This window comes from Pseudomonas sp. Marseille-Q5115 (assembly GCF_916618905.1).
Lineage (GTDB): Bacteria > Pseudomonadota > Gammaproteobacteria > Pseudomonadales > Pseudomonadaceae > Aquipseudomonas > Aquipseudomonas japonica_A.
In genome coordinates this window covers 3,274,735-3,294,817 of record NZ_CAKAKI010000001.1, presented here as the reverse complement: position 1 = coordinate 3,294,817, position 20,083 = coordinate 3,274,735, and the positions used below count along the sequence as shown (strand labels likewise).

General features: G+C 61.7%; 15 protein-coding genes and 1 tRNA gene. 7 read left to right on the top strand and 9 right to left on the bottom strand.

Going from position 1 to position 20,083, the window contains the following annotated elements:
- Window positions 1-41: 41 nt before the first annotated feature.
- Window positions 42-1,718: a methyl-accepting chemotaxis protein gene (locus LG385_RS15040; RefSeq protein WP_225774949.1), complete on the bottom strand. Its 1,677-nt coding sequence runs from the start codon at window positions 1,716-1,718 to the stop codon at window positions 42-44.
- 131 nt (window positions 1,719-1,849) lie between these two features.
- On the opposite strand from LG385_RS15040, the gene LG385_RS15035 reads away from it, so the two are divergent.
- Window positions 1,850-1,926, top strand: a tRNA-Val gene (locus LG385_RS15035).
- Window positions 1,927-2,062: 136 nt separating this feature from the next.
- Here LG385_RS15035 and LG385_RS15030 read toward each other — a convergent pair.
- Both LG385_RS15030 and LG385_RS15025 read right to left on the bottom strand, forming a co-directional pair.
- Window positions 2,063-2,713 carry an RES family NAD+ phosphorylase gene (locus tag LG385_RS15030; RefSeq protein ID WP_225774948.1) on the bottom strand — a complete coding sequence of 217 codons (651 nt, stop codon included), beginning with the start codon at window positions 2,711-2,713 and terminating at the stop codon, window positions 2,063-2,065.
- Entirely contained in the window at window positions 2,706-3,368 is a 663-nt protein-coding gene (locus tag LG385_RS15025; RefSeq protein WP_225774947.1) for a hypothetical protein, read from the bottom strand. The genes LG385_RS15030 and LG385_RS15025 overlap by 8 nt, the downstream gene beginning before the upstream one ends.
- Window positions 3,369-3,578: 210 nt before the next feature.
- On the opposite strand from LG385_RS15025, the gene LG385_RS15020 reads away from it, so the two are divergent.
- Window positions 3,579-4,064 carry a GNAT family N-acetyltransferase gene (locus tag LG385_RS15020; RefSeq protein WP_181115057.1) on the top strand — a complete coding sequence of 162 codons (486 nt, stop codon included), beginning with the start codon at window positions 3,579-3,581 and terminating at the stop codon, window positions 4,062-4,064.
- Between the two features lie 93 nt (window positions 4,065-4,157).
- On the opposite strand, the gene LG385_RS15015 is transcribed toward LG385_RS15020, so the two are convergent.
- Window positions 4,158-4,763 (bottom strand): hypothetical protein, encoded by a 606-nt coding sequence (locus LG385_RS15015; protein WP_225774946.1) that lies wholly within the window; start codon window positions 4,761-4,763, stop codon window positions 4,158-4,160.
- Between the two features lie 334 nt (window positions 4,764-5,097).
- Between LG385_RS15015 and LG385_RS15010 the strand changes: the two genes are divergently transcribed.
- Window positions 5,098-5,649 (top strand): ATP-dependent Clp protease proteolytic subunit, encoded by a 552-nt coding sequence (locus LG385_RS15010; RefSeq protein ID WP_225774945.1) that lies wholly within the window; start codon window positions 5,098-5,100, stop codon window positions 5,647-5,649.
- Window positions 5,650-5,675: 26 nt separating this feature from the next.
- Here LG385_RS15010 and arfA read toward each other — a convergent pair whose 3' ends face one another.
- Entirely contained in the window at window positions 5,676-5,849 is a 174-nt protein-coding gene (gene arfA / locus LG385_RS15005) for an alternative ribosome rescue factor ArfA (protein WP_225774944.1), read from the bottom strand.
- 405 nt (window positions 5,850-6,254) lie between these two features.
- Here arfA and LG385_RS15000 point away from each other — a divergent pair, with 405 nt between their 5' ends.
- The 4 genes from LG385_RS15000 (at window position 6,255) to LG385_RS14985 (ending at window position 14,207) form a co-directional block, all read left to right on the top strand.
- Window positions 6,255-10,337, top strand: a complete 4,083-nt coding sequence (locus LG385_RS15000; protein WP_225776253.1) for a bifunctional nitrate reductase/sulfite reductase flavoprotein subunit alpha — start codon at window positions 6,255-6,257, stop codon at window positions 10,335-10,337.
- A 235-nt stretch (window positions 10,338-10,572) separates the two neighbouring features.
- On the top strand, window positions 10,573-11,271 hold the full coding sequence (locus tag LG385_RS14995) for a polysaccharide lyase family 7 protein (RefSeq protein WP_225774943.1): 699 nt from the start codon (window positions 10,573-10,575) through the stop codon (window positions 11,269-11,271).
- Between the two features lie 116 nt (window positions 11,272-11,387).
- Entirely contained in the window at window positions 11,388-13,382 is a 1,995-nt protein-coding gene (locus tag LG385_RS14990) for a M10 family metallopeptidase C-terminal domain-containing protein (protein ID WP_225774942.1), read from the top strand.
- A gap of 258 nt (window positions 13,383-13,640) precedes the next feature.
- Window positions 13,641-14,207 carry a GNAT family N-acetyltransferase gene (locus LG385_RS14985; RefSeq protein WP_181115032.1) on the top strand — a complete coding sequence of 189 codons (567 nt, stop codon included), beginning with the start codon at window positions 13,641-13,643 and terminating at the stop codon, window positions 14,205-14,207.
- 114 nt (window positions 14,208-14,321) lie between these two features.
- On the opposite strand, the gene LG385_RS14980 is transcribed toward LG385_RS14985, so the two are convergent.
- The 4 genes from LG385_RS14980 to LG385_RS14965 form a co-directional block, all read right to left on the bottom strand.
- The gene (locus tag LG385_RS14980; RefSeq protein ID WP_225774941.1) at window positions 14,322-16,481 is read right to left on the bottom strand and encodes an amylo-alpha-1,6-glucosidase; all 2,160 of its coding nucleotides are present in this window, start codon (window positions 16,479-16,481) and stop codon (window positions 14,322-14,324) included.
- A gap of 4 nt (window positions 16,482-16,485) precedes the next feature.
- Window positions 16,486-17,544 carry a glycosyltransferase family 4 protein gene (locus LG385_RS14975; protein ID WP_225774940.1) on the bottom strand — a complete coding sequence of 353 codons (1,059 nt, stop codon included), beginning with the start codon at window positions 17,542-17,544 and terminating at the stop codon, window positions 16,486-16,488.
- A 154-nt stretch (window positions 17,545-17,698) separates the two neighbouring features.
- Window positions 17,699-18,652, bottom strand: coding sequence for a PDR/VanB family oxidoreductase (locus tag LG385_RS14970; protein ID WP_225774939.1), 954 nt, complete (start codon window positions 18,650-18,652; stop codon window positions 17,699-17,701).
- Window positions 18,649-20,082: an amidohydrolase family protein gene (locus LG385_RS14965; protein WP_225774938.1), complete on the bottom strand. Its 1,434-nt coding sequence runs from the start codon at window positions 20,080-20,082 to the stop codon at window positions 18,649-18,651. The genes LG385_RS14970 and LG385_RS14965 overlap by 4 nt, the downstream gene beginning before the upstream one ends.
- Between the last annotated feature and the right edge of the window lies 1 nt (window position 20,083).

The following is a 20,083-nucleotide window of genomic DNA, read 5'->3' as shown; positions in this document are numbered from 1 at the left end:
GTCGAGCGCCATTCCGCAGTGAAGTGCTGCAGGAATGGCGCTTACAGCGAAAACCTTCCCATCATTTGTTTCAGCTCACTGGCCAGCCGCCCGAGGGCTTCAGTGGCAGCACGGGTGTCGGTGGCGCCGCTGGCGGTTTGCAGCGACAGGTCGCGTATCTTCGACAGCGTATTGTCGATGTCGCGCGATACCTGCGCCTGCTGAGCGGCGGCGCCGGCGATGAACTGGTTGCGGCTGTCGATACCCGCCACCGATTCGTAGATGGTGCCTAGGGTATTGCGGGCTGTTTGCGCGCGGGCGCGAGTGCGGCCGGCCTGGGTGGCGCTGTCGCTCAATGCCTTCACAGCCAGCTCGGTACCTCCGCGAATTTCGCTCATCATCTGTTCGATTTCCCGGGTAGAGGCGCCAGTACGGTGGGCCAACCCACGCACTTCATCGGCCACCACCGCAAAGCCTCGGCCTACTTCGCCCGCGCGGGCCGCCTCGATGGCTGCGTTGAGGGCCAGCAAGTTGGTCTGCTCTGCCACGTTTCGAATCACGTCCAGTACCTTGTGAATGCTCTGCGTCTGGCTGGCAAGCTGCCTTGCCTGGGTGGCTGCGCTTTCCACTTGCCCCGCAAGTTGATCGATGTCACCCATTGCGGCGTCCAGCTGAGCTTGCCCCTGGTGCGCTGCGGTCGCCGAGTCGCGGGAAGCGTCCGACGTGGACAACGCGTTCGCCGCCACCGCTTCCACGGCACTGCTCATCTGGTTAACGGCCGTGGCGGCCTGCTCGATCTCGGTGTATTGCAGCTGCAAGTCGCTTGCGCTGCCTTGCATTACTTCGCCCATATCCCGCGCCGCGCTGTTGAGGCGGTCCACGCTCTGGCCAAGCTGGCTGAGTAGCTCATGCAACTGTTCCCGCATATGCCCCAAGGTCGCCAACAGCTGAGCGGGTTCGTCGTTGCCCTGCACGCACCCCACCGCTGCTGACACCCGCAGGTCGCCCGCCGCCACACCTCGTGCAACCTGTACAGCCTGGCGTAGCGGAGTGGTGATACTTAGCGTGAGCCGCCAGGCCAGCAACAGCATCAGCAGCAACGCCGCTGCCGTGGCCACCGGCACGATCAATTCGCTGCGTTCAGCTTGCTTCGCCGCGTGCTGTACCGCTTCGGCGGACGTCTGTTTGTTGAGTTCCCGCAACAGCTGCACTTGCATGTCCATCAAGCCACCTTGAAGGCTCAACGCCTCGTTGGCTTTGCTGACGCCTGTCGCCGCTTGCCCTTGGTCGATAAGCGCAATCGCGTCCTTCACTGTGGCGAGGAAGGGCACATAAGCGTCACGCAGCAATAGCACCGAATCGCGCTCGGCACCGACGTGCAGGCTATCCAGGTAATCGCTGATAGCGGGTTCCAGGGAGGTAGCGAGCTGCTCCACCGCGATACGCCGATTGACCATCTCGCCCGGGTCGTTGGCCGAGCTGAGCAGCAACGCCGCTTCGGTGCGAAGCTTGCCGAGGTCCAGGGCGATGGCGTCTGCCTGGGCGATGCTCGATAGCGGCCCCTGTTCTATAAGCTCGGCCTGGGCGCGGATGGCGTGAATTTCACCCAGGCAGAACACCCCCAGGCTGGCTAACAACAGCGCGCAGACGGCAAAGCCGCCAAACAGGCGCAGCCCGATACTGACCTTACGTAGAAACAGGCGACGTGGAGCAGTGGAGTTACGACGGAATCTGAACACGGCGTGCGGCCTTGAGCGCAAAAAGACTACGCCTTGTAACAGTCCAAGATGATGGCTTTATGACAGCGATCGCCAGCTGGCTTTTGCGGGTTGACAGCCGCTTCAATATCCGTAGAATGCCGCGCCACAGCAGGCACATAGCTCAGTTGGTTAGAGCACCACCTTGACATGGTGGGGGTCGTTGGTTCGAGTCCAATTGTGCCTACCAGCTTCCAGCTCCGGTGATCGGGGCACATGAAGGGCGATCCGAAAGGGTCGCCCTTTTTTGTTGGCTTTTCGGCGATAGCGCACATTGCTTCTGTGCAGCTGGTGACGCAAAGCTGGTACTTGTGTCGCTTGTATCGCTAAGAATCGAGGAGCAGCACCCCGATCAAAGCCGCGAGCTTTACCACCTCGTCGAAAGTCGCCGGATCCTGCAGCACGTCCCGGCTTGGTGAGTGCAGGGCTATGTCTTCTGAGATCACTCTATCGCCGAATAGCACTACAGCGGCCGCCGTATCATCTTGCCTCGAGACCCAGCGCAAGCCTTGGGCATGTGGCGAAAACCTATGGATAGCCTCTGCCCATTGCCGGGTATAGGGATAGTGGTCAGAGTCGGTGTCGATCAGGTGAGACCGTTCAATCCCCAGTTGCCGCAGAGCTTTGGAGGAGAGGTCCACCAGTGTTAGTTCAGCGCTTAGCTTGATCCGAGAGTGAACGTTACCCTGCATCAGGCTCCGCTGATGGGTTTTGAAACCAGCGGCATACGGGATCTCATGGAATAGAGTCTCCATGGCAGCGCAATGGAAGGTGGTGCCGGCATAGAGGGTGGGGATGATTTGGCCGGCAGCACTCCTTATGGGGCTGAACCGAGCATCTCCGCTGCCAGTGGGGTTGAACTGATTAGCCTCAAACCGGTGCTGATGCACCCGGTGAAGAATGCTTTTCGCCGGGAGGGTTGTGTAGGTGAGGTAAAGCTCTCCATCAGGTACAGCGGGGCGCGTACGACTAACCATGAGTAATACCAGCCACCTCGATTTTAGCGGCGGCTAACACGCGGCCTCGGTCGGTCTTCAGCAGATCCTTAGGGGCCTTGGAGCCCAAACGGCCGTTGAGAGAGGCAAACCAGTAGGCCATGCCCCAACCGTCTTTACGTGACTCCAGTACCTGGATGATGTCTTTCAAACCCGCATAGGGACGGTACCCTGTATCCTCATCCAAGGCATAGATCGGGAAGTAGTCGATTCCGTTATGACGGATTGCGAAGATACGTTTCTCGCGCTTCCATTTGCTTGGTTGAGTGCTTGGGTTTGCCGAGCTGAATTTCGCTAACTCAGCAATATCGTTGGCGGTGATCCAGTCGCCGCTTTGCAGAACGCTCCGCTTGGCTTCTGCCATCATCTTGGCTTGCAACAGGACAGTCGAAGGCGCAGGTGCTTTGGGCACATACATCTCTGCGATTTTCGCTACAACTTCGGCAGACACAGGCTCAAGCTTTTCGCAATAGAGCTTGGATACAAGCAGGAAAGACTGGACGAGCCCCTCCAGAACCTCCGGTGAAGCGTTGTGCACTGGGATCAGGATGCCACTCTCGTCATGCGAATGAGCGTGAACTCTGAAATTACCGCTTAACGCCTCGCCAATCTCCAGCGTTTCGATCGAGTACGCCATGTCATGTCTCTCTTGATTACGACAGTAGGTGCCTACACCATCTAATCAATCTAATCGCAACCTCTCAGTGAATCAAGGTTAAGGATCGTTCATCCGGACCGCTGGAATCCAAAAGGCCAGGAGCAACCGGTCATTTCAAAATGTCGTGATAGCCGAAGCGGCCTGAGCCAGTATCCTTGGGTACCGTCTATTGCTTAAGGATGTTTTGCCGTGACCCTTCATATTCGTGATGCCACACGAAGCGACGCCGCTGTGATCCTCGGGTATATCACCGAGCTTGCGATCTACGAAAACGCCGAACACGAGGTCCAGGCGAAGCTGGCTGACATTGAGCGCAGCCTGTTCGATGAACCCTCGCCAGCGAAGGCTTTGATCTGCGAAGTGGACGGGCAGCCGGTGGGCTTTGCCGTGTATTTCCTCAGTTATTCCACCTGGCAGGGCCGCAAGGGCCTCTACCTGGAAGACCTGTTCGTGTCGCCACAGCACCGTGGTATCGGGGCGGGCAAGGCGCTGCTACGCCACCTGGCGAAGATCGCCCATGATACCGGCTGCGGCCGCATGGACTGGAGCGTGCTGGACTGGAACCAGCCGGCGATCGACTTCTACACCTCCATTGGCGCCAAGGCCCATGAAGAGTGGGTACGTTACCGGCTGGAAGGGGAAGGGTTGGAGAAGTTTGCCCTGGGGCGCGATTAAGAGCATCCGCCGGAAGCGGCGACAGGCCCGCAGGCAATAATGCTTGCGACTGCCTCAGGCATTGGGAACGTTTTTGGTACCAGCGCGCCCGGCTCAGCGAGCAGCGCCTGAGGTGATGCGTTGCAGCACCGCGTCATGCCCTGCACGGTCCGTTTCTCGTGAAATGACCTGCACGATCGCCATGCGTGGCCCAGCACCCGCCATGAAGTAGGTGGTAAGGGTTTTACCGCCGCCAATCGTGGCCGTGGCGTCGATTTGCTGGGCGGCCAGGCCGTTCAGGCTCACCCGCTTGTCGCCGGTCTGATGGAAGTCTGGCAGGCCCTGGGCTTGTCGGCTGATGAAGCCTTGGCTGGCGCTGGCCAGAAAGGCATCGTTCTCCGCTTTGCTGGCATCAAGGGCGTTCTGAAGCGGCATCTCCGTCACCACCACGATGCGTTTTTGCGCTTCGTTCATGTAGAGCGTGCCCTCAGCCCCGGCCGTTCCGTTGCTGGCATCCCCTGGAGGCAACGCGGCGCTTTCATAGCCCGAAGGCAGGCTGAAACGCAGCTTGCCCGCCAGCAGGGAGATGGAGGTTGCAGCGCTGGCAGCAGACGGCGCGGTGGCGGCTTTCGAGCCTTGCTGGGCCGACCAGGTGGGGGCAGCGAGGGCGCAAAGCGTGATCAGGCCGAGGGGCCAGGCGAGGGAGCGGGGTAGGGACATTACAGCCTCCGAAGGATTCAGGCGGGCGATTCTCCTATAACTTCGCCACCCGCGGCGGACTATTTCAAGGCACCAAAACTACATCGCGCACCAATAATCGGTGCGCCGTTATTTTGGGCCGTTCGTCCTGCGGCATGGGCCCTCTTGAACTGGCTGGTCGCTGGCTGGTTCCACATTTATAGCCGCCGCCGGTCCCTCGAGGGGTATGTGCCGTCACCTCACACCACTCAACCCGCGGCCGAGGCCCAGCCTACGCGGCAGGCCAAGGGCTGTCGCCCAAGCTGTACGGGCGTGATCAGTTCGCTTTACTTTGCCGCATGGAGAGCAGTCACCCATGACCACACACATTGTGCATTTCACTTCATCGATCAATTCCACCTCCACAGGGGAGTTGATCGAAAAGTGTTCGCTGGCGGTGCAGAAAGGCGCTTCCGACATCGTGATCAAGATCGCAACCATGGGCGGCGAGTGCAGCTATGGCTTTTCGCTGTACAACTTCCTCATCGCGTTACCTATCCCTGTGCACACCCATAACCTGGGCACGGTGGAGTCCATGGGTAATATCATTTTCCTTGCAGGGCAGCGGCGCACGGCTTGCAAGCACAGCAAATTCCTGTTCCACCCGTTCCACTGGAACTTGCACGGCTCGGTGGACCATGCGCGGATGTCCGAGTACGCCATGAGCCTGGATTATGACCTAGAGCTTTATTCGCGCATCGTTGATGAGCGCACCTATGGCGCCAGCGTTCCGCTTGATGTTTCGAGCTGCCTGATCGCCGCTCCCCGCATTCTCAATGCCGAGGAAGCCCTGGGCGCGGGCGTGGTTCACGCAGTGGACGAACTGCCCATGCCGGCGGACGCTGTGTGCTATAGCGTGCACGGCTGACGGGCATCGGCCTGTAAGCGAAGCCTTCAGGCTGCTTCGGTGATATTTACCAACCCCGGAAACGAAGACGGCTCCCACTGAGGGGAGCCGTTTCTTTTATAACTGCCTTTTCCTTTGCCTGGGCGTTCTTGCCTGGACCTGAACAGTGGTTGGGCAACGATGCTCTTGGCCTTGTTGGGGCGTTTCTTGCGGGTTGCCATCGGGCATTCTCCTGGCGGTTGCTGATACGCGGTGGCAAGGGCTGGGTAGGGCCCTTGGCGGAGTCGATTTTAGCAAGATACCGGAAGCATCGGCCATCATTCCGGCCGATGAGCATAATCATCAAACCGATCAGGTTGCCGCGCTGACGGCCAGTAACACGGCCCGTTTCTGCACCGCAGGCCAGCACAGCGCTGCCTGATGGTGCACCTGAAACGCAACACACCCCTTGTGTTTACCGTTCAGGGCCCGTGCCACGGGCGGTTGCTGCGTATGGCATAGCCATTGCTTCAGCCTGCTTGTGGTCAACGTCGATCACCCCAACACGACAACGTCGCCGTGCTGCCCTCTGAAACGTTCAGAAGGGCCGCATGGCGTTTTCGTTTTTAAAGGGGCGAGAAAAGGCCGTGGCGGAACAAACGATTCGAAGTGTGTGCCCTTACTGCGGCGTTGGCTGCGGCATTGTCATGCAGGTACGGGAGGGGCGGGTTAGCAAAGTGGTGGGCGACAAGCAGCACCCCACCAATGGCGGCCGCCTGTGCACCAAGGGGACTACCTGCCACCAGGTGCTGGAGGGCTCTGGCCGGATGGCCCACGCTTACCTGCGTGAGGGCAGGGCGCTGGAGCCGGTACGCACGCCCATGGCTGAAGCGGTGCGCAGCACGGCCGAGCGCCTGCGTGCCATCCTCGACACCCACGGGCCGGACGCCATAGCCTTTTATGTGTCCGGGCAAATGTCCCTCGAAGCCCAGTACCTGGTGAACAAGCTGGCCAAGGGTTACATCGGCACCAACCAGATCGAATCCAACTCACGCCTGTGCATGGCCAGCGCAAGTAGCGGCTACAAACTGTCGCTGGGCGCCGACGGCCCGCCCGGTGCCTATGACGACCTGGACAAGGCCGACCTGTTTTTCGTGATCGGCGCGAACATGGCCGACTGTCACCCTATTCTTTTCCTGCGCATGATGGACCGGGTGAAGGCCGGGGCGAAGCTGATCGTGGTGGACCCTCGGCGCAACGCCACGGCGGAAAAAGCCGACCTGTTCCTGCAGATCAACCCAGGCACCGACCTGGCCCTGCTCAATGGCCTGTTGTACCTGTTGCACCTAAACGGCCACACCGACGCGGCGTTTATCGCCGAATTCACCGAGGGGTGGGGCGAGCTGCCGGAATTCCTGTCTCAGTACACCCCCGAAGCGGTAGCGCAGATCACCGGCCTGGCGCCCGAAGCGATCGCCCAGGCGGCGCAGTGGATCGGCGAGGCCGGGGCCTGGATGAGTTGCTGGACCATGGGCCTGAACCAGTCCACCCACGGCACCTGGAACACCAACGCGCTGTGCAACCTGCACCTGGCCACCGGCAAGATCTGCCAGCCCGGCAGTGGGCCGTTTTCACTCACCGGCCAGCCCAATGCCATGGGCGGGCGCGAGATGGGCTACATGGGCCCCGGCCTGCCAGGTCAGCGCTCGGTGCTGGTGGACGAGGACCGTGCATTCGTGGAACGCGCCTGGGGTATCCCGGAGGGCACGCTGCACACCCGGCTGGGGTCGGGCACCGTTGCATTGTTCGAAAGCATGGCCGCCGGCGGCGTCAAGGCCTGCTGGATCATCTGCACCAACCCGGTAGCCAGCGTGGCTAACCGCGCCAAGGTGATCGAGGGCCTGCAAATGGCAGAGCTGGTGATCACCCAGGATGCCTACCTCGACACCGAGACCAACCGCTATGCGGACGTACTGCTGCCCGGCGCGCTGTGGGCCGAGGCCGAGGGCGTGATGATCAACTCTGAACGCAACCTCACGCTCATGCAGCAGGCCGTACCGCCGCCCGGCGAAGCGATGGCCGACTGGCGCATCATCGCCGAAGTCGCCTGTGCCATGGGTTATGCCGAGGGTTTTTCCTACAGCTGCGCGGCGGATGTGTTCGAGGAAATCAAACGCTTTCACAATCCGGGCACCGGTTATGACATCCGGGGCGTTAGCCATCACCGGTTGCGCCAAGGCCCCGTACAGTGGCCCAGCGCGGGGGAGGCCGACGGCAGCCGTTCACCGATCCGCTACCTTAACAATGGCATCAGCCAGGCACTGGCCGTGCGCGAGGATGGCAGCCAACCGCGGCTGGCGTTTCCTACGGCAAACGGTAAGGCGCGGTTTTTTGCGCGGCCGTATATGCCCCCGGCCGAGCTGCCCGACGTGGCGTACCCGTTTGTACTCAACACCGGCCGGGTGCAGCACCAATGGCACACCCTGACCAAGACCGGGAAAATCTCCACCCTCAACAAGCTGAACCCGGGGCCCTTCATAGAAGTGCACCCCGAAGACGCCGAGCGCCTGGGTGTGAAGGGCAAGGATCACCTTGAAGTGCGCTCGCGCCGCGGCCGTGCCGTATTGCCGGTGCTGGTCAGTGACCGCGTGCGCCCAGGTGCCTGCTTCGCGCCATTCCATTGGAATGATCTCTATGGCGAAAACCTCGCGATCAATGCGGTCACCAACGATGCGATCGATCCGATCTCCCAACAGCCCGAATTCAAGTTCTGTGCGGTCAGCCTCAGCCGTGTGGACCTGCTTGACCACCAGTTTCTGGAAACCTCGGTTCATGAAGAGGCACAGGCCCACCTTCCGCTTACGTGCAGGGAAACCGACATGGCTGCTATCGACGCCTTTGCCAACCTGATCGGGGTACAGCAGTCTGCCCCTCCGCCGCTGAGCGATGCTGAGCGTACCTATATGGGCGGCTTCATCGGGGGGCTGCGCGCCAACCCGAACGCCGGCATACCGAGCCTGCCCGCAAGCGCGCCGTTGGCCGCCCCTGTGAGGCTGTGGCTGGACGGGATGCTCGCTGGAATGTTCAGCCGCACGGCCGGGCTGGCCGCCGAACACCTGGCCGTACCTGCGGCCAACCCTGATGCATTGCCGATCACCCTGTTATGGGCTTCGCAAACGGGTAATGCCCAAGCCCTTGCCGCACGCTTCGCCCAGCGCCTCACTGCGGCGGGTTGCAGCGTGGAACTGGCATCGATGGACAGCTACCCGGCACATCAACTGGAGCAGGCGAGCAACCTGCTGTTGCTCAGCAGCACCTTCGGTGACGGCGACCCACCCGATAACGGGCAGGTGTTCTGGAAGACCCTGAACACAGGTGCGCCGAACCTGGCCAAGGTGCGCTATGCCGTGCTGGCGTTGGGCGATACCAGTTACGACCGGTTCTGCCAGCACGGCAAGAACCTGGACCAGCGCCTTTCGGAGCTGGGTGCGCAGCGCCTGGCCGCGCGGCTCGATTGCGAGGCCGACGCCGATGACACCGCGCAGCAGTGGCTGGACACGTTACTGGACGGGCTAGGGCAAGGCCTTGGCGAAAAGCCAGATATACCCCCAGTAGTGGCTGCACCCGCCATTACCAAGGCATGCCCCGCCGCCTTGCGCCTGGCCCATAGCGTAAAGCTCAATAAAGCAGGATCCAGCAAAGACACCCGGCAACTGATTTTCGCGCTGGACGACTCCGGCCTGCGTTATGAAGCCGGCGACGCCCTTGGTGTATGGCCGCGTAACTGCCCCGAGCTGGTCGAAGAAATTCTTGATCACAGTGGGCTTGATGGCGAGCAGCCCGTGGTCGTGCCCAGCGCAGGCGAAATGCCCTTGCGCATAGCGCTCATGGACCACTATGAAATCGCCAGGCCGACCCCTGAAGCATTGGCGCTCGTGGCGCAGCGAAGCGGCCATGCGGCGCTGGGCGACCTGCTCGGGCCCAAGCGTGCCGTGCTCAAGGACTGGCTATGGGGCCGGCAGCTGGCAGACGTGCTTCGGGAGTTTCCCGCCAGCCATGCGGCCCCCGAGCTGCTGGCAAGCTTGAAACGCTTGCAGCCCCGGTTGTATTCCATTGCATCCAGCCCTCTCGCCCACATCGGCGAGGTGCACCTTACGGTGGGTACGGTGCGTTACGGCCAGCGCAAGGGGGTTGCCTCGACCTACCTCGCTGACCGCGCACTCGGCCGTGATGTGCAAGCGTTCGTTCAAGCGTCGCGCCACTTCCGCGTACCTGAACAGGGCGACACGCCGATGATCATGATCGGCCCCGGCACCGGCATTGCGCCGTTTCGTGGGTTTTTGCATGAACGGCGCGCCCTGGGCCACACCGGGCGCAACTGGTTGTTCTTCGGCGAACAGCACGCCGCGTCGGATTACTACTACCGCGAGGAACTGGAAGGGATGCACAGCGATGGCTTGCTGACCTCTCTCAGCCTGGCGTTTTCCCGCGATCAGGCCAACAAGCTGTATGTGCAGGACCGCATGCGCGAGCAGGGCGCGCAGTTATGGCGTTGGCTGGAAGAGGGCGCCTCGCTTTATGTATGCGGGGACGCCAGCCGCATGGCCCGGGACGTGGAAACAGCCCTCTGCGACATTGCTCGAACCCACGGTGGCCATACCAGCGAAACGGCCCAGGTTTATATCCGAACGTTGGCGCAACAGAAGCGATATCTGCGGGACGTGTATTAAAAGCTGTGGTGGGAAAGGCGGTTCACACAGCCGAAACCGTGAGCCGACTAACGGCATATTTTGAGGATCCAATAAATCAAGCACTTGGCGAGCACCGGACAGGCGGGGCATGCGCCCATGCAGTCATTCATCTTTTGCTCATTCTCTAAACAGTAACGCACCTGGCACGGGCATTCCCGCCCGCTGATGCGCCCCGGCTTCTTTCGATGGATACCTGCCTTGAAGGTGAATTTCCATGATCGACCTAACTGTTTGGAACTTGAGTGTGCCGGTTGGAAGCCCGGCGATGACAGTCGATACGCCAGCACTGGCCGCTGGCTACCGGGACAGCTACTTCCATAGCGACTCCGGTACGTTGTTCTTCTGGGCGCCCGTGACGGGTTCTGTGACGAAAAGCGCGAAGTTTCCGCGTTCGGAATTGCGAGAGACCTTCCCGGACGGGCGGGTGCATAACTGGAAGTACCCCGATGCCGATAACTTCCTGCGCGCCAGCCTCAGCGTGAATCAGGTGCCCTCCAGCGGCAAGGTGGTCATCGGGCAGATTCACCAGTACGGCAGCAACGAGCCGCTGCTGAAGGTGGAATACCAGTACAAGGACGCCAAGCGCCTTGGCAATATTGTCGCCAAGCTACGGCCAAGCCCCGAGCAGGATGAGCCAACAGTGATCAACATCGCCTCCAACGTGCCGTTGGCCACGCGTATCACCTACACCATCCACCTCACGCCGAGCGGCCAGTTGCTGGTTAACGCCGCTGGCGCGCAATGGAGCTACAAGCTCGACCCCGGCTGGAAAACCAAGGACCTGTACTTCAAGGCCGGTGTGTATACCCAGGACAACACCGGCTATGCCACCGAAGGCGGGCAGGTGACCTTCTACAAGCTGGTGGCCGAGCATAACGCCAAGGCTACGGCTGCACCGGTAGCGGCCCAGTAAGAGGTGCCAGCAAGCAGCGGATGGGCGGCGCAGCCAGGGAGTGGCATCTCTGGCCCGGCGCACTACTGTAAAGCGTGTCGTGAACGGCTTACTGTCCTCTACAGAAGGATCGAACCATGTCGACCGCTGACCTGCCTGCCGCTGCCTCCCATCTCAGCCGAACCGCGCCGGGCATTGCCTTGCTGGACGTGGCCACTTCCGAGGATTTTTTCAATAGCCTGGCCGTGCGAGCCAATGGCAGCATCAATGTCGTTGGCCTAAGCGTGTTCAACGGTTCCCCGCGAGCTGCCGAAACAACGGAGGTAAGGCTTAATGCCGATGGCCGCGTGAGCACCGGCTTCGGCGACGACGGCCGCACAGCGCTCGACGCGACGGGCTACCAGGTAACAGTACTGCCCGATGACACTACCCTGGCGTTGCAATCCAACCCCGGCAGCGAATCCTGGGACCTCTCCGTGCTGCGTTTCGCAGCGAACGGTGCGCCCGATGCCAGTTATGCCGCCAATAGCCGGGCGGCGATCCCGGATGATTACGATCCGGACCTTACCCACCTTCATGCAAGCCCGGACGGCACGTTACTGGTCAGCAGCACTACTGCAGGGCGGGTAGAACTACTGCGGCTGCTGCCTGACGGCACGGCGGATGTCACGTTTGGCGATCAAGGCATCGTGGGCGTGGATCAGACCGTCACCTTTGCGTTCAAGGCATTTACCCTGCCGATGGAGAATGGACAGTTCATCCTGGCGGGCGATCTTTTCGTAGAGGGCACCTATCGGCCTGGGCTGGTGCGGGTGAACGCCGATGGAACACTCGATACCGGGTTCGGTGAGCAAGGGCGGGTGGTGTTCGACGCTCAAGACCTTGCGGATTTTCGCGGTGCCCTGGCGGTGCAGAACGATGGAAAGATCGTGATCGCCGGTAGCAATCTCGACGAGGCGTTCAGCGTGGTGCGCCTTGATCCTGATGGCAGCAAGGACACCGCCTTTGGCGCTGGCGGAGTGGCGATGGTAAACCCGCAAGGTTCGGCGCATTTCGCCTATGCGGTAACGGTGCAGGCCGACGGCAAGCTCCTGCTTGGCGGTGCCACCCAGGTGAACGGAAGCAGCGACTACGCCGTAGTGCGGCTGACCGCCGACGGGCAGCTGGACACGACCTTCGCCAGCCCGGATGGCAGGTACCACGTGGACGGCAGCCGGGTAGCGGACGATGTGCAGGGCCTGGCTGAAGGCGAGACACTTCGCGGCCTGGGGGGTGACGACCTGCTGCAGGGTAATGGCGGCCGGGATGTGCTGGTGGGCGGTGAGGGTGCGGATATCTTCCGCTTCGCCTCGGTCGAGGACAGCTACCGCAGCATCACCCAGAACGCTGCGGACCGCATCCGCGATTTTGATCCGACCGAGGACCGCATAGACCTGATCGCTCTTGGTTTTGCCGGCTTGGGCGATGGCCGCGAGGGTACCTTGGCGATACACACCAACGCCGACGGTACCCGCACGTACCTCAAAAGCTTCCAGCCGGATGCTGAAGGGCACAGGTTCGAACTGGTACTTGAAGGGGACTTCAGCGGGGCGCTGGATTCAAACACCCTGATATTTGCGCCTGTGCTGAAGCAGGGCACTGCGGGGAACGACCGCCTGAACGGCACTGTGCTACCGGAGGTACTGGAGGAGCTCGCCGGGAATGATCGCCTGGACGCGGGAGCCGGCAACGACGTGCTGGTGGGGGGCAGTGGCCGCGACCGGCTGGTGGGAGGAGCGGGCGAAGACCTCTTTCGCTTCGTTGCCCTTGAAGACAGCTATCGCACCGCCACCACCAGTGCGGCAGACCTGATCATCGACTATGTGGACGGTGACGACCGTATCGACCTGGCAGCTATGGGCTTTACCAGGTTGGGCGACGGAACGGCCGATACGCTGCAAGTGAGTTACAGCGCAACGCTGGACCGAACGTACCTCAAAAACTTCCAGGTAGACGGGGCCGGGCGTCGTTTCGAGGTTTCCCTGGCCGGCAACCACGGCCTTGAACTCGATGACAGCGACTTTCTGTTCGCAGCGACGGCGGTCGCCGAGCCCCGGGTTGAAATGCTCGGTATTGCCAATCCGGTGGGGTGAGCGCTGCCCGCCGTCATGTGTACGACGTTTATCTCTGGGTGCCACCAATGGTTGTCATTCATTTGAATGGCGTTTGATTCCCCTAAGTTTTTGATAATCAACTCGCTTATTTCATGCAGTGCTGCATTTCAGCTTTTGCGCTATGCGAAGCGGCTACCGACTGTCTGAAATGGCTCCGCTTTTATAAATAAACCGTATTTAAAGTTCGCGTAAGCCTATGCTGCAATGGAAGTTGAACTAAATTCAGGAGGAATTTGCATGAGTTATAATGCCGGTATTATAAAGCGATTCGATGACGAAACTAACGGCCTGGAAGGGGATTATTGGCTGGAGTCCTTGAAAGACGACTCTCCGATACTGATCCGTGAGCTTGCTTCGTCGGATCGGGAGCGGGACCTTCTTTTTTTCGAGGCCCTTGGCAAGGATACTCCGCATTTTCGGTTCCTCGCTTCGTTCAGCGACCTCCACGGAACGCACAATCAGCTTATGGATGTGGGCTCGCCCAATCGCATGGCCTACATCGCCCTTGCTTACGAAGGGAACAAGCTGGCACAGATCGGAACTGCCCGCTACGGGGCCTTTGAAGGCGATGCACACTGCGAGTTTGCGATAGCAGTGTCCGAGGCCTGGCAGCGCCGAGGTGTGGCAACTGCGTTGATGCAACATTTGATGGACACTGCCACGCGCCAGGGCTTTCGGAAAATTTCCTCGATGGACGCTTCCGGCAACCAGGAAATGCAGTTTCTTGCCGACAGTATGGGGTTCACCAGCCGGCAAGACGAGCAACATGGCCCTAGGGTATTTCACGAGTATGTTTTGCAGTAGGTTTTTTAAGTAATCATTCCGAGCTATTTATTTATCCGGCTGTTCGATTGATGCGTTGTCCTGGAAGTTTAGGCAGGGCTTGTACTTTTCCCGAAGTTGCTCGTTCCATGGCCGTCAAATCCGAATATCCATCAGCACCCGTGTCGGCCCGCTCTGGTGTTCGATATAGGCACTTACCCGATCCCCGACCCGTTGGAAGATAATGTCCACGCTGTAGTCCCCGAACTGAAGGTGGCGCATCTTGAGCCAGTCGATCCCGGCCGGCAGTTGCGGGTCGGTGACGATTACCCGGGCCTGGCGGGCATCGATCTGAATGCCCAGGCACGCTTGCAGCAACATGAACGCCGACCCTGCTGCCCATGCCTGTGGCAGGCAGGCCACCGGATACGGCGTGGGTGCTTCGCATGGGGCAGTTCGGGTAAAGCCACAAAACAGCTCAGGCAGGCGCATGTCGAAGTGCACTGCCGCCTCGAAGATCCCGGACAACAGCTGCTCCGCCCCGGCCTGCCCGCCATACTTGGCGATGCCTGCGGCGCAGAGGGCCACGTCGTGTGGCCAGACCGAGCCGTTGTGGTACGACATCGGGTTGTACCGTGCTTCTTCCATGCCGAGCGTGCGCACACCCCAGCCACTGTGAAGTGGCGGGCTGAGCAGTTTGCGGGCCACCAGTCGCCCGCGTTCCGGGCGCGGCAGCCCGGTGAACAACAGGTGCCCGGGGTTGGAGCCGCACACCTGGCACTGTTTGCCCCGGCCATCGAGGGCCAAGGCATAGAACTGCTTCTCTTCCATCCAGAAGCAGCGCTCTACGGCTTGGCGCATGGCTTCGGCCCGGGCGGCCCAGTGCTGCGCACGCTCGGGTTGCCCGCGTGCTTCAGACAGCTGCGCCATGCTCAGGTACGCACCGTAGGCGTAGCCTTGGACCTCAACCAGCGCAATCGGGCCTTCAGGTGACCCGCCATTGGCGAGGGACACCGAGTCATGGCTGTCTTTCCAGCCTTGATTGGCGAGCCCGCTGGTTTCACCTCGGGCATAGCTGACAAAGCCATCCTTGTTGTTCGCGGCGTTGCTTTCAATCCATTGCGCCGCCAGCTCGAGTGCTGGCCACAGCGTTTCGATAAAGGCATGGTCCAGGGTACGCCGTGCGTAAGCCCCCGCCAGCATCACGAACAGCGGCGTGGTATCGACCCCGCCGTAGTAGCGCCCAAAGGGCAATTCGTTGAGCAAGGACATTTCGCCCTTGCGGGTCTCGTGCATGATTTTGCCAGGCTCGGCGTCCCGAAACGTCGACACTTCCCGGGCCTGATGCAGGCCAAGATAGCCCAGCACGCCTTTGGCCATCGCTGGGTTGATCCACAACAGCTGATACGCCGTGATGACCGCATCTCGCCCGAACGGCGTCGAAAACCACGGGGTGCCGGCGTAGGGATAGGGGCCGGTGGGGAGGTCGGACGTCAGCAGCGCCAGGTCGGCCCGGGATTTGTCCAGCCAGCCCTGAAACAGCCTGCCCGACACCTTGAAGGTTGCGCCACGTCGCTGCTTGGCCTTCATCGCACTACGGGCCCGCGCTGCGGCGGCGCGGAACCGCAGCCGGGAAGGTATTTCGGGCGCTGCGCCAATTTCGATGTATAGGGATTCCTGGGCGCGCGCCGCCACCCTGATGGCAAACAGGGCGCTGCGCTCATCAAGGCGAGTAGGTGACGTCGAGAAACTGATCGCGACGTTTCGTTTTTTGCGGTCCAGCCCTACATAGCCAAACTTCACCTGCCGGGCGCTCACCGCGGGCACTGCCTGGGTGCCTCGGCTGACCCGCTGCGCACCCCGAACCTCGAACATATCCCTGAAATCGGCCGCGAATTCCAGCCGCAGAGGTACCACCGAAGAGCGGTCGCTGTAATTGACCAGGCTGACGCACTCGAACAGGCGCTGGTCCCAGATCAACCGTTTGCGTTCAATGTGCAGCACCCCCTGAGGCAATTTGTCCTCTCCCAGCGCCGGGAGTGCATGGTTGGTCAGGTGCGAAATGAAATAAACATTGTCCTGGCTGACCTTCGCCGACAGCAGGGAAGGGCGTTGCCCAGCCAGGGTGAGGCGGTAGCGGGACAGTATCCGAGTGTCGTCGCGGAACAAGCCGTCTTCACCGCCATAAATGTCGCCGTAGGCGTCTGCCACATGCAAGGTGTCATCGCTAAGCAGCACGAAGACACCCTCGGGCATGGCGGTGCCCGGTTCAGAGGGATGCAGCGCCGCCTCGCCATAGGTCAAGCGCGTGGGCATTGGCTCAGGCCGTCCGCTTGAAAGGAACCAGCGGGTGCGAGGCCAGGATTGTTTCGTAAGCGGCAACGTACTGCCTGGCCATCACCTGGGCCGAGAACCGCGCCTCGAACGTGCGGCGAACCTGACGTCGGTCCAGTTCCAGGGCATGGCTTATGGCACGAACGGCCTGGGGCTCGTTGTCGACGATAAAACCGGTTACGCCTTCGTCGATGACTTCCGGCACCGACCCGCAACGCCAGGCGATCACGGGTGTGCCGCAGGCCATGGCCTCGATCATCACCAGGCCGAAGGGCTCCGGCCAATCGATCGGGAACAGCAACGCCTGGGCATTGCCGAGGAATTCGCCTTTCTGGGCATCGTCGATCTCGCCAAGGAACTCGATCAGCGGGTGATCGAGCATCGGCTTGATCACGGCATCGAAGTAGTCCTTGTCGGCGTTATCTACCTTGGCCGCGAGCTTGAGCGGTAAGCCGGCCGCAATGGCAATGGCGATGGCACGGTCGGGGCGTTTTTCAGGGGAAATACGCCCGAGAAACGCCAGGTAGCCGCCGGCTCGGTAACTGGGCGTATAGGCGTTTAGGGCGAGGCCGTGAGGAATGGTTTCGTGCCAGTTGGCGCGCGGCAATGCAATGCGCTGATGGTCGGAAATAGACACCAGCGGAAAGTCACTCCAGCGCTGGTACGCTCCGCTCAGGTCGTTCATGTCGAGGCGGCCGTGCAACGTAGTGAGCGTGCGATCGGCCATGGTTTCGAAAAACGGGAAGTGCAGCAGGTCGATATGGAAGTGCACGATGTCGAACTCATGGGCCCGGCGCTTGACGTCGTGCAGCATGCTGAGGTGGCTTGCAAGGTCGGACTTGAACGGTTCCGGGTCGAGCCTGAGTGGGTGGGCTCGCCCCGTTACGCGTGTGGCTTTCGTCCCTTCGCTGCCTGCGGCAAATAGTGTGACCTGGTGGCCAAGGTCGACGAGTGCATCGGTCAAGTGAGCGACCACCCGTTCAGTGCCGCCATAGAGGCGTGGCGGTACTGCCTCGTAAAGAGGGGCTATTTGCGCAATCTTCATTGTCTGTCTCCGTTGATGAGTAAACAGAGTCAGAAAAGGCAAAGGCGACCGGCGATTAGCAGGCTGGATTTTAGGGACGCTGCCAACAGGAGAGTAAGCGTACCGTCAATAGTTCAACCCGTCCGGGGCAGCGGTATATGTCAGGCTCGTCCCCCTAGGCATCCAGCACCAGGCGCTCACCGCGGCACCCGGATACGCACGGCGCTATCCATTGACCACTTGCCCGTTGCGCGGGCGTCAGGCAGTCATCCCTGTGGTCCGCTTCGCCTTCGATCACCCGCGTTACGCAAGCCCCGCAGATGCCCATCCCGCACGACAACGGCAGTAGGGTTCCACCCCGGGCGGCGGCGTTCGCCAGGCTTTCCCCTGGCCGCACCGAAACCCGACTGCCGCTGCGGGCCAGTACCAGCTCACAGTTATCCTCCATAGCAGCAGCGGGGCCGGGTTCGGCAGCCGGCTGGAAATGCTCGCGGTGCAGTGCGGCCTCTGGCCAGCCCAATTCAACGGCAGTGGTTTGCACCCGGTCCATGAACCCCGGCGGCCCGCAGGTATACAGCGTACTTCCGGCTTGCCAGGTTCCCAGCTGGAGCGGTAGAACCTCGGCTATCCGGGCCGCAGCCATCCCGCCATGCCACTGCACGTCGCCTGTCAGCTGCTCCAGCAGGCGAGGGGCCCGGGGCGCGCGAGAAAAACCCAGTAGCCGTACTGGCCGACCCTCTGCCATGCACCGGCGATACATGGCCAGCAAGGGCGTGAGGCCAATGCCGGCGGCTATCAGCACTACCGGGCCGTTGCCGCTGGTGAGCTTGAACAGGTTACGGGGCGGGCCCACGTCCAGCAGGGTGTCGATCCGCAGCTGTTCGTGCAGCCATTGCGACCCGCCGCGTGACTGCGCTTCGCGCTTCACAGCAATCAGCATCCGCCCGTCGGTTGGCAGGCCCGCCAGCGAATATTGGCGGACCAGCCCGCCGGGCAGGCGCAGGTCCACGTGGGCACCGGCCTCCCAGGTGGTGGCCAAGGGTTGCCCGTCTGCAGGGCTGAGCTCCAAGCCCAGGATGCCGGGCTGTTCCAGGCGCAGCCCGGTGACTCGCATGGCGTTCCAGGTCATGACCGTACCCCCGCCGCGCGTTGCAAACGGTGAACGGCCTGGCGCGCTTGCTCGCCCAGTTCGGCCAGGTCCAGGCCAGGGATCCGGTCGTTCTCGACCCTCAATTCCCCGCCTGCCAGCAATGCCCGTAGCGTAGGCCTGCCGCCACCAACCACGGGCCCGATAGCGGGGTCGTGAAGGCCGAAATAGCGCGGCTCATCCAGGCGATAGATGGCAAGGTCAGCCGCCATGCCAACCGCCAGGCTGCCCACTTTCCCTAGCCCGAGCACGCCCGCGCCGCCGGCCGTGCCCCAGCGCACCACGTCCTCGACGGTTGCCGCGTGCGCGCCGCCTTCCTCTGCCCCTCCGGCCGAGGCTGGCAGGGCGCGTTCGCCTGCCTTCGCCCGTTGCAGCAGCCAGGCGGCGTGGGTTTCGCTGATCATGTCGCACGCCTCGTTCGAGGCCGCGCCATCGACCCCGATTGACACCTGCACGCCAGCGGCTTCGAGTGCCACCACGTCGGCAATGCCGCTGCCGAGCCGGCCATTGCTTTGCGGGCAATGGGCGATTCCGGTACGGGTTTGCCCCAACAGTTGAATTTCCTCGGGCGCCAGCTTCACCAGGTGGGCAAACCACACATCCTCGCCAAGCCACTCGTGCTCGGCGCAGAAAGCCACCGGCGACATGCCCCAGCGGCGCTGGGTTTCGTTGGTATATTCCACGGTTTCGCTGAGGTGGCTATGCAGCCGGATGCCTAGCCTGCGAGCCGCGCGGGCTGCTTCGCGCAGGTGCTCCGGCGGCATTGAATACGGTGGGCTGGTTGGAGCCATCACGATCCGCCGCCAGCTGTCGGCAGCCGGGTCATGGTAGCGTTGAACCAGCCGCTCAACGTCCTGCAGATACTGGTCCAACGTTTCCGCGCCCGCCCCGGTCACGGCCCCCTCGGCCTGCCGCGCCTGGGTAGCACCCCCACGGCACAGCACAAAGCGCAAGCCGAGCCGCTCGGCTTCTTCGAACAGCACCGCCGCGCTGTCGAAGCCCATGCCGGGCAGGTACAGGTAGTGATGATCGGCCACCGTGACACACCCGGAGCGTGCCAGCTCCACCAGGCCGATTCGGGCGGCAAGGCGGAAGCTGTCCTCGTCGAACAACCCGCGGTACCGGTAGGGTACTGCGGCCAGCCAGGCCCCGAGGCTGTGGTCGATGCCTTCGGGTATGCCTTTGAGCAGCGATTGGAACAGATGATGGTGAGTGTTTACCCACGCCGGGTAGACCACGCAGCCACTGGCATCCAGCACGCGTTCACCGGGCAGTGGGGAAAGCGTGCCAATCGCGCTGATGGTGCCTGCGGTAATGCGAATATCCGGGCCCACGTGCCGCGCCGCCGAGCCCTTCAGGCCAGTGAGAATCGCGCTCGCATTGCGCACCAGCCAACTGTTGTTTTGAGTCATT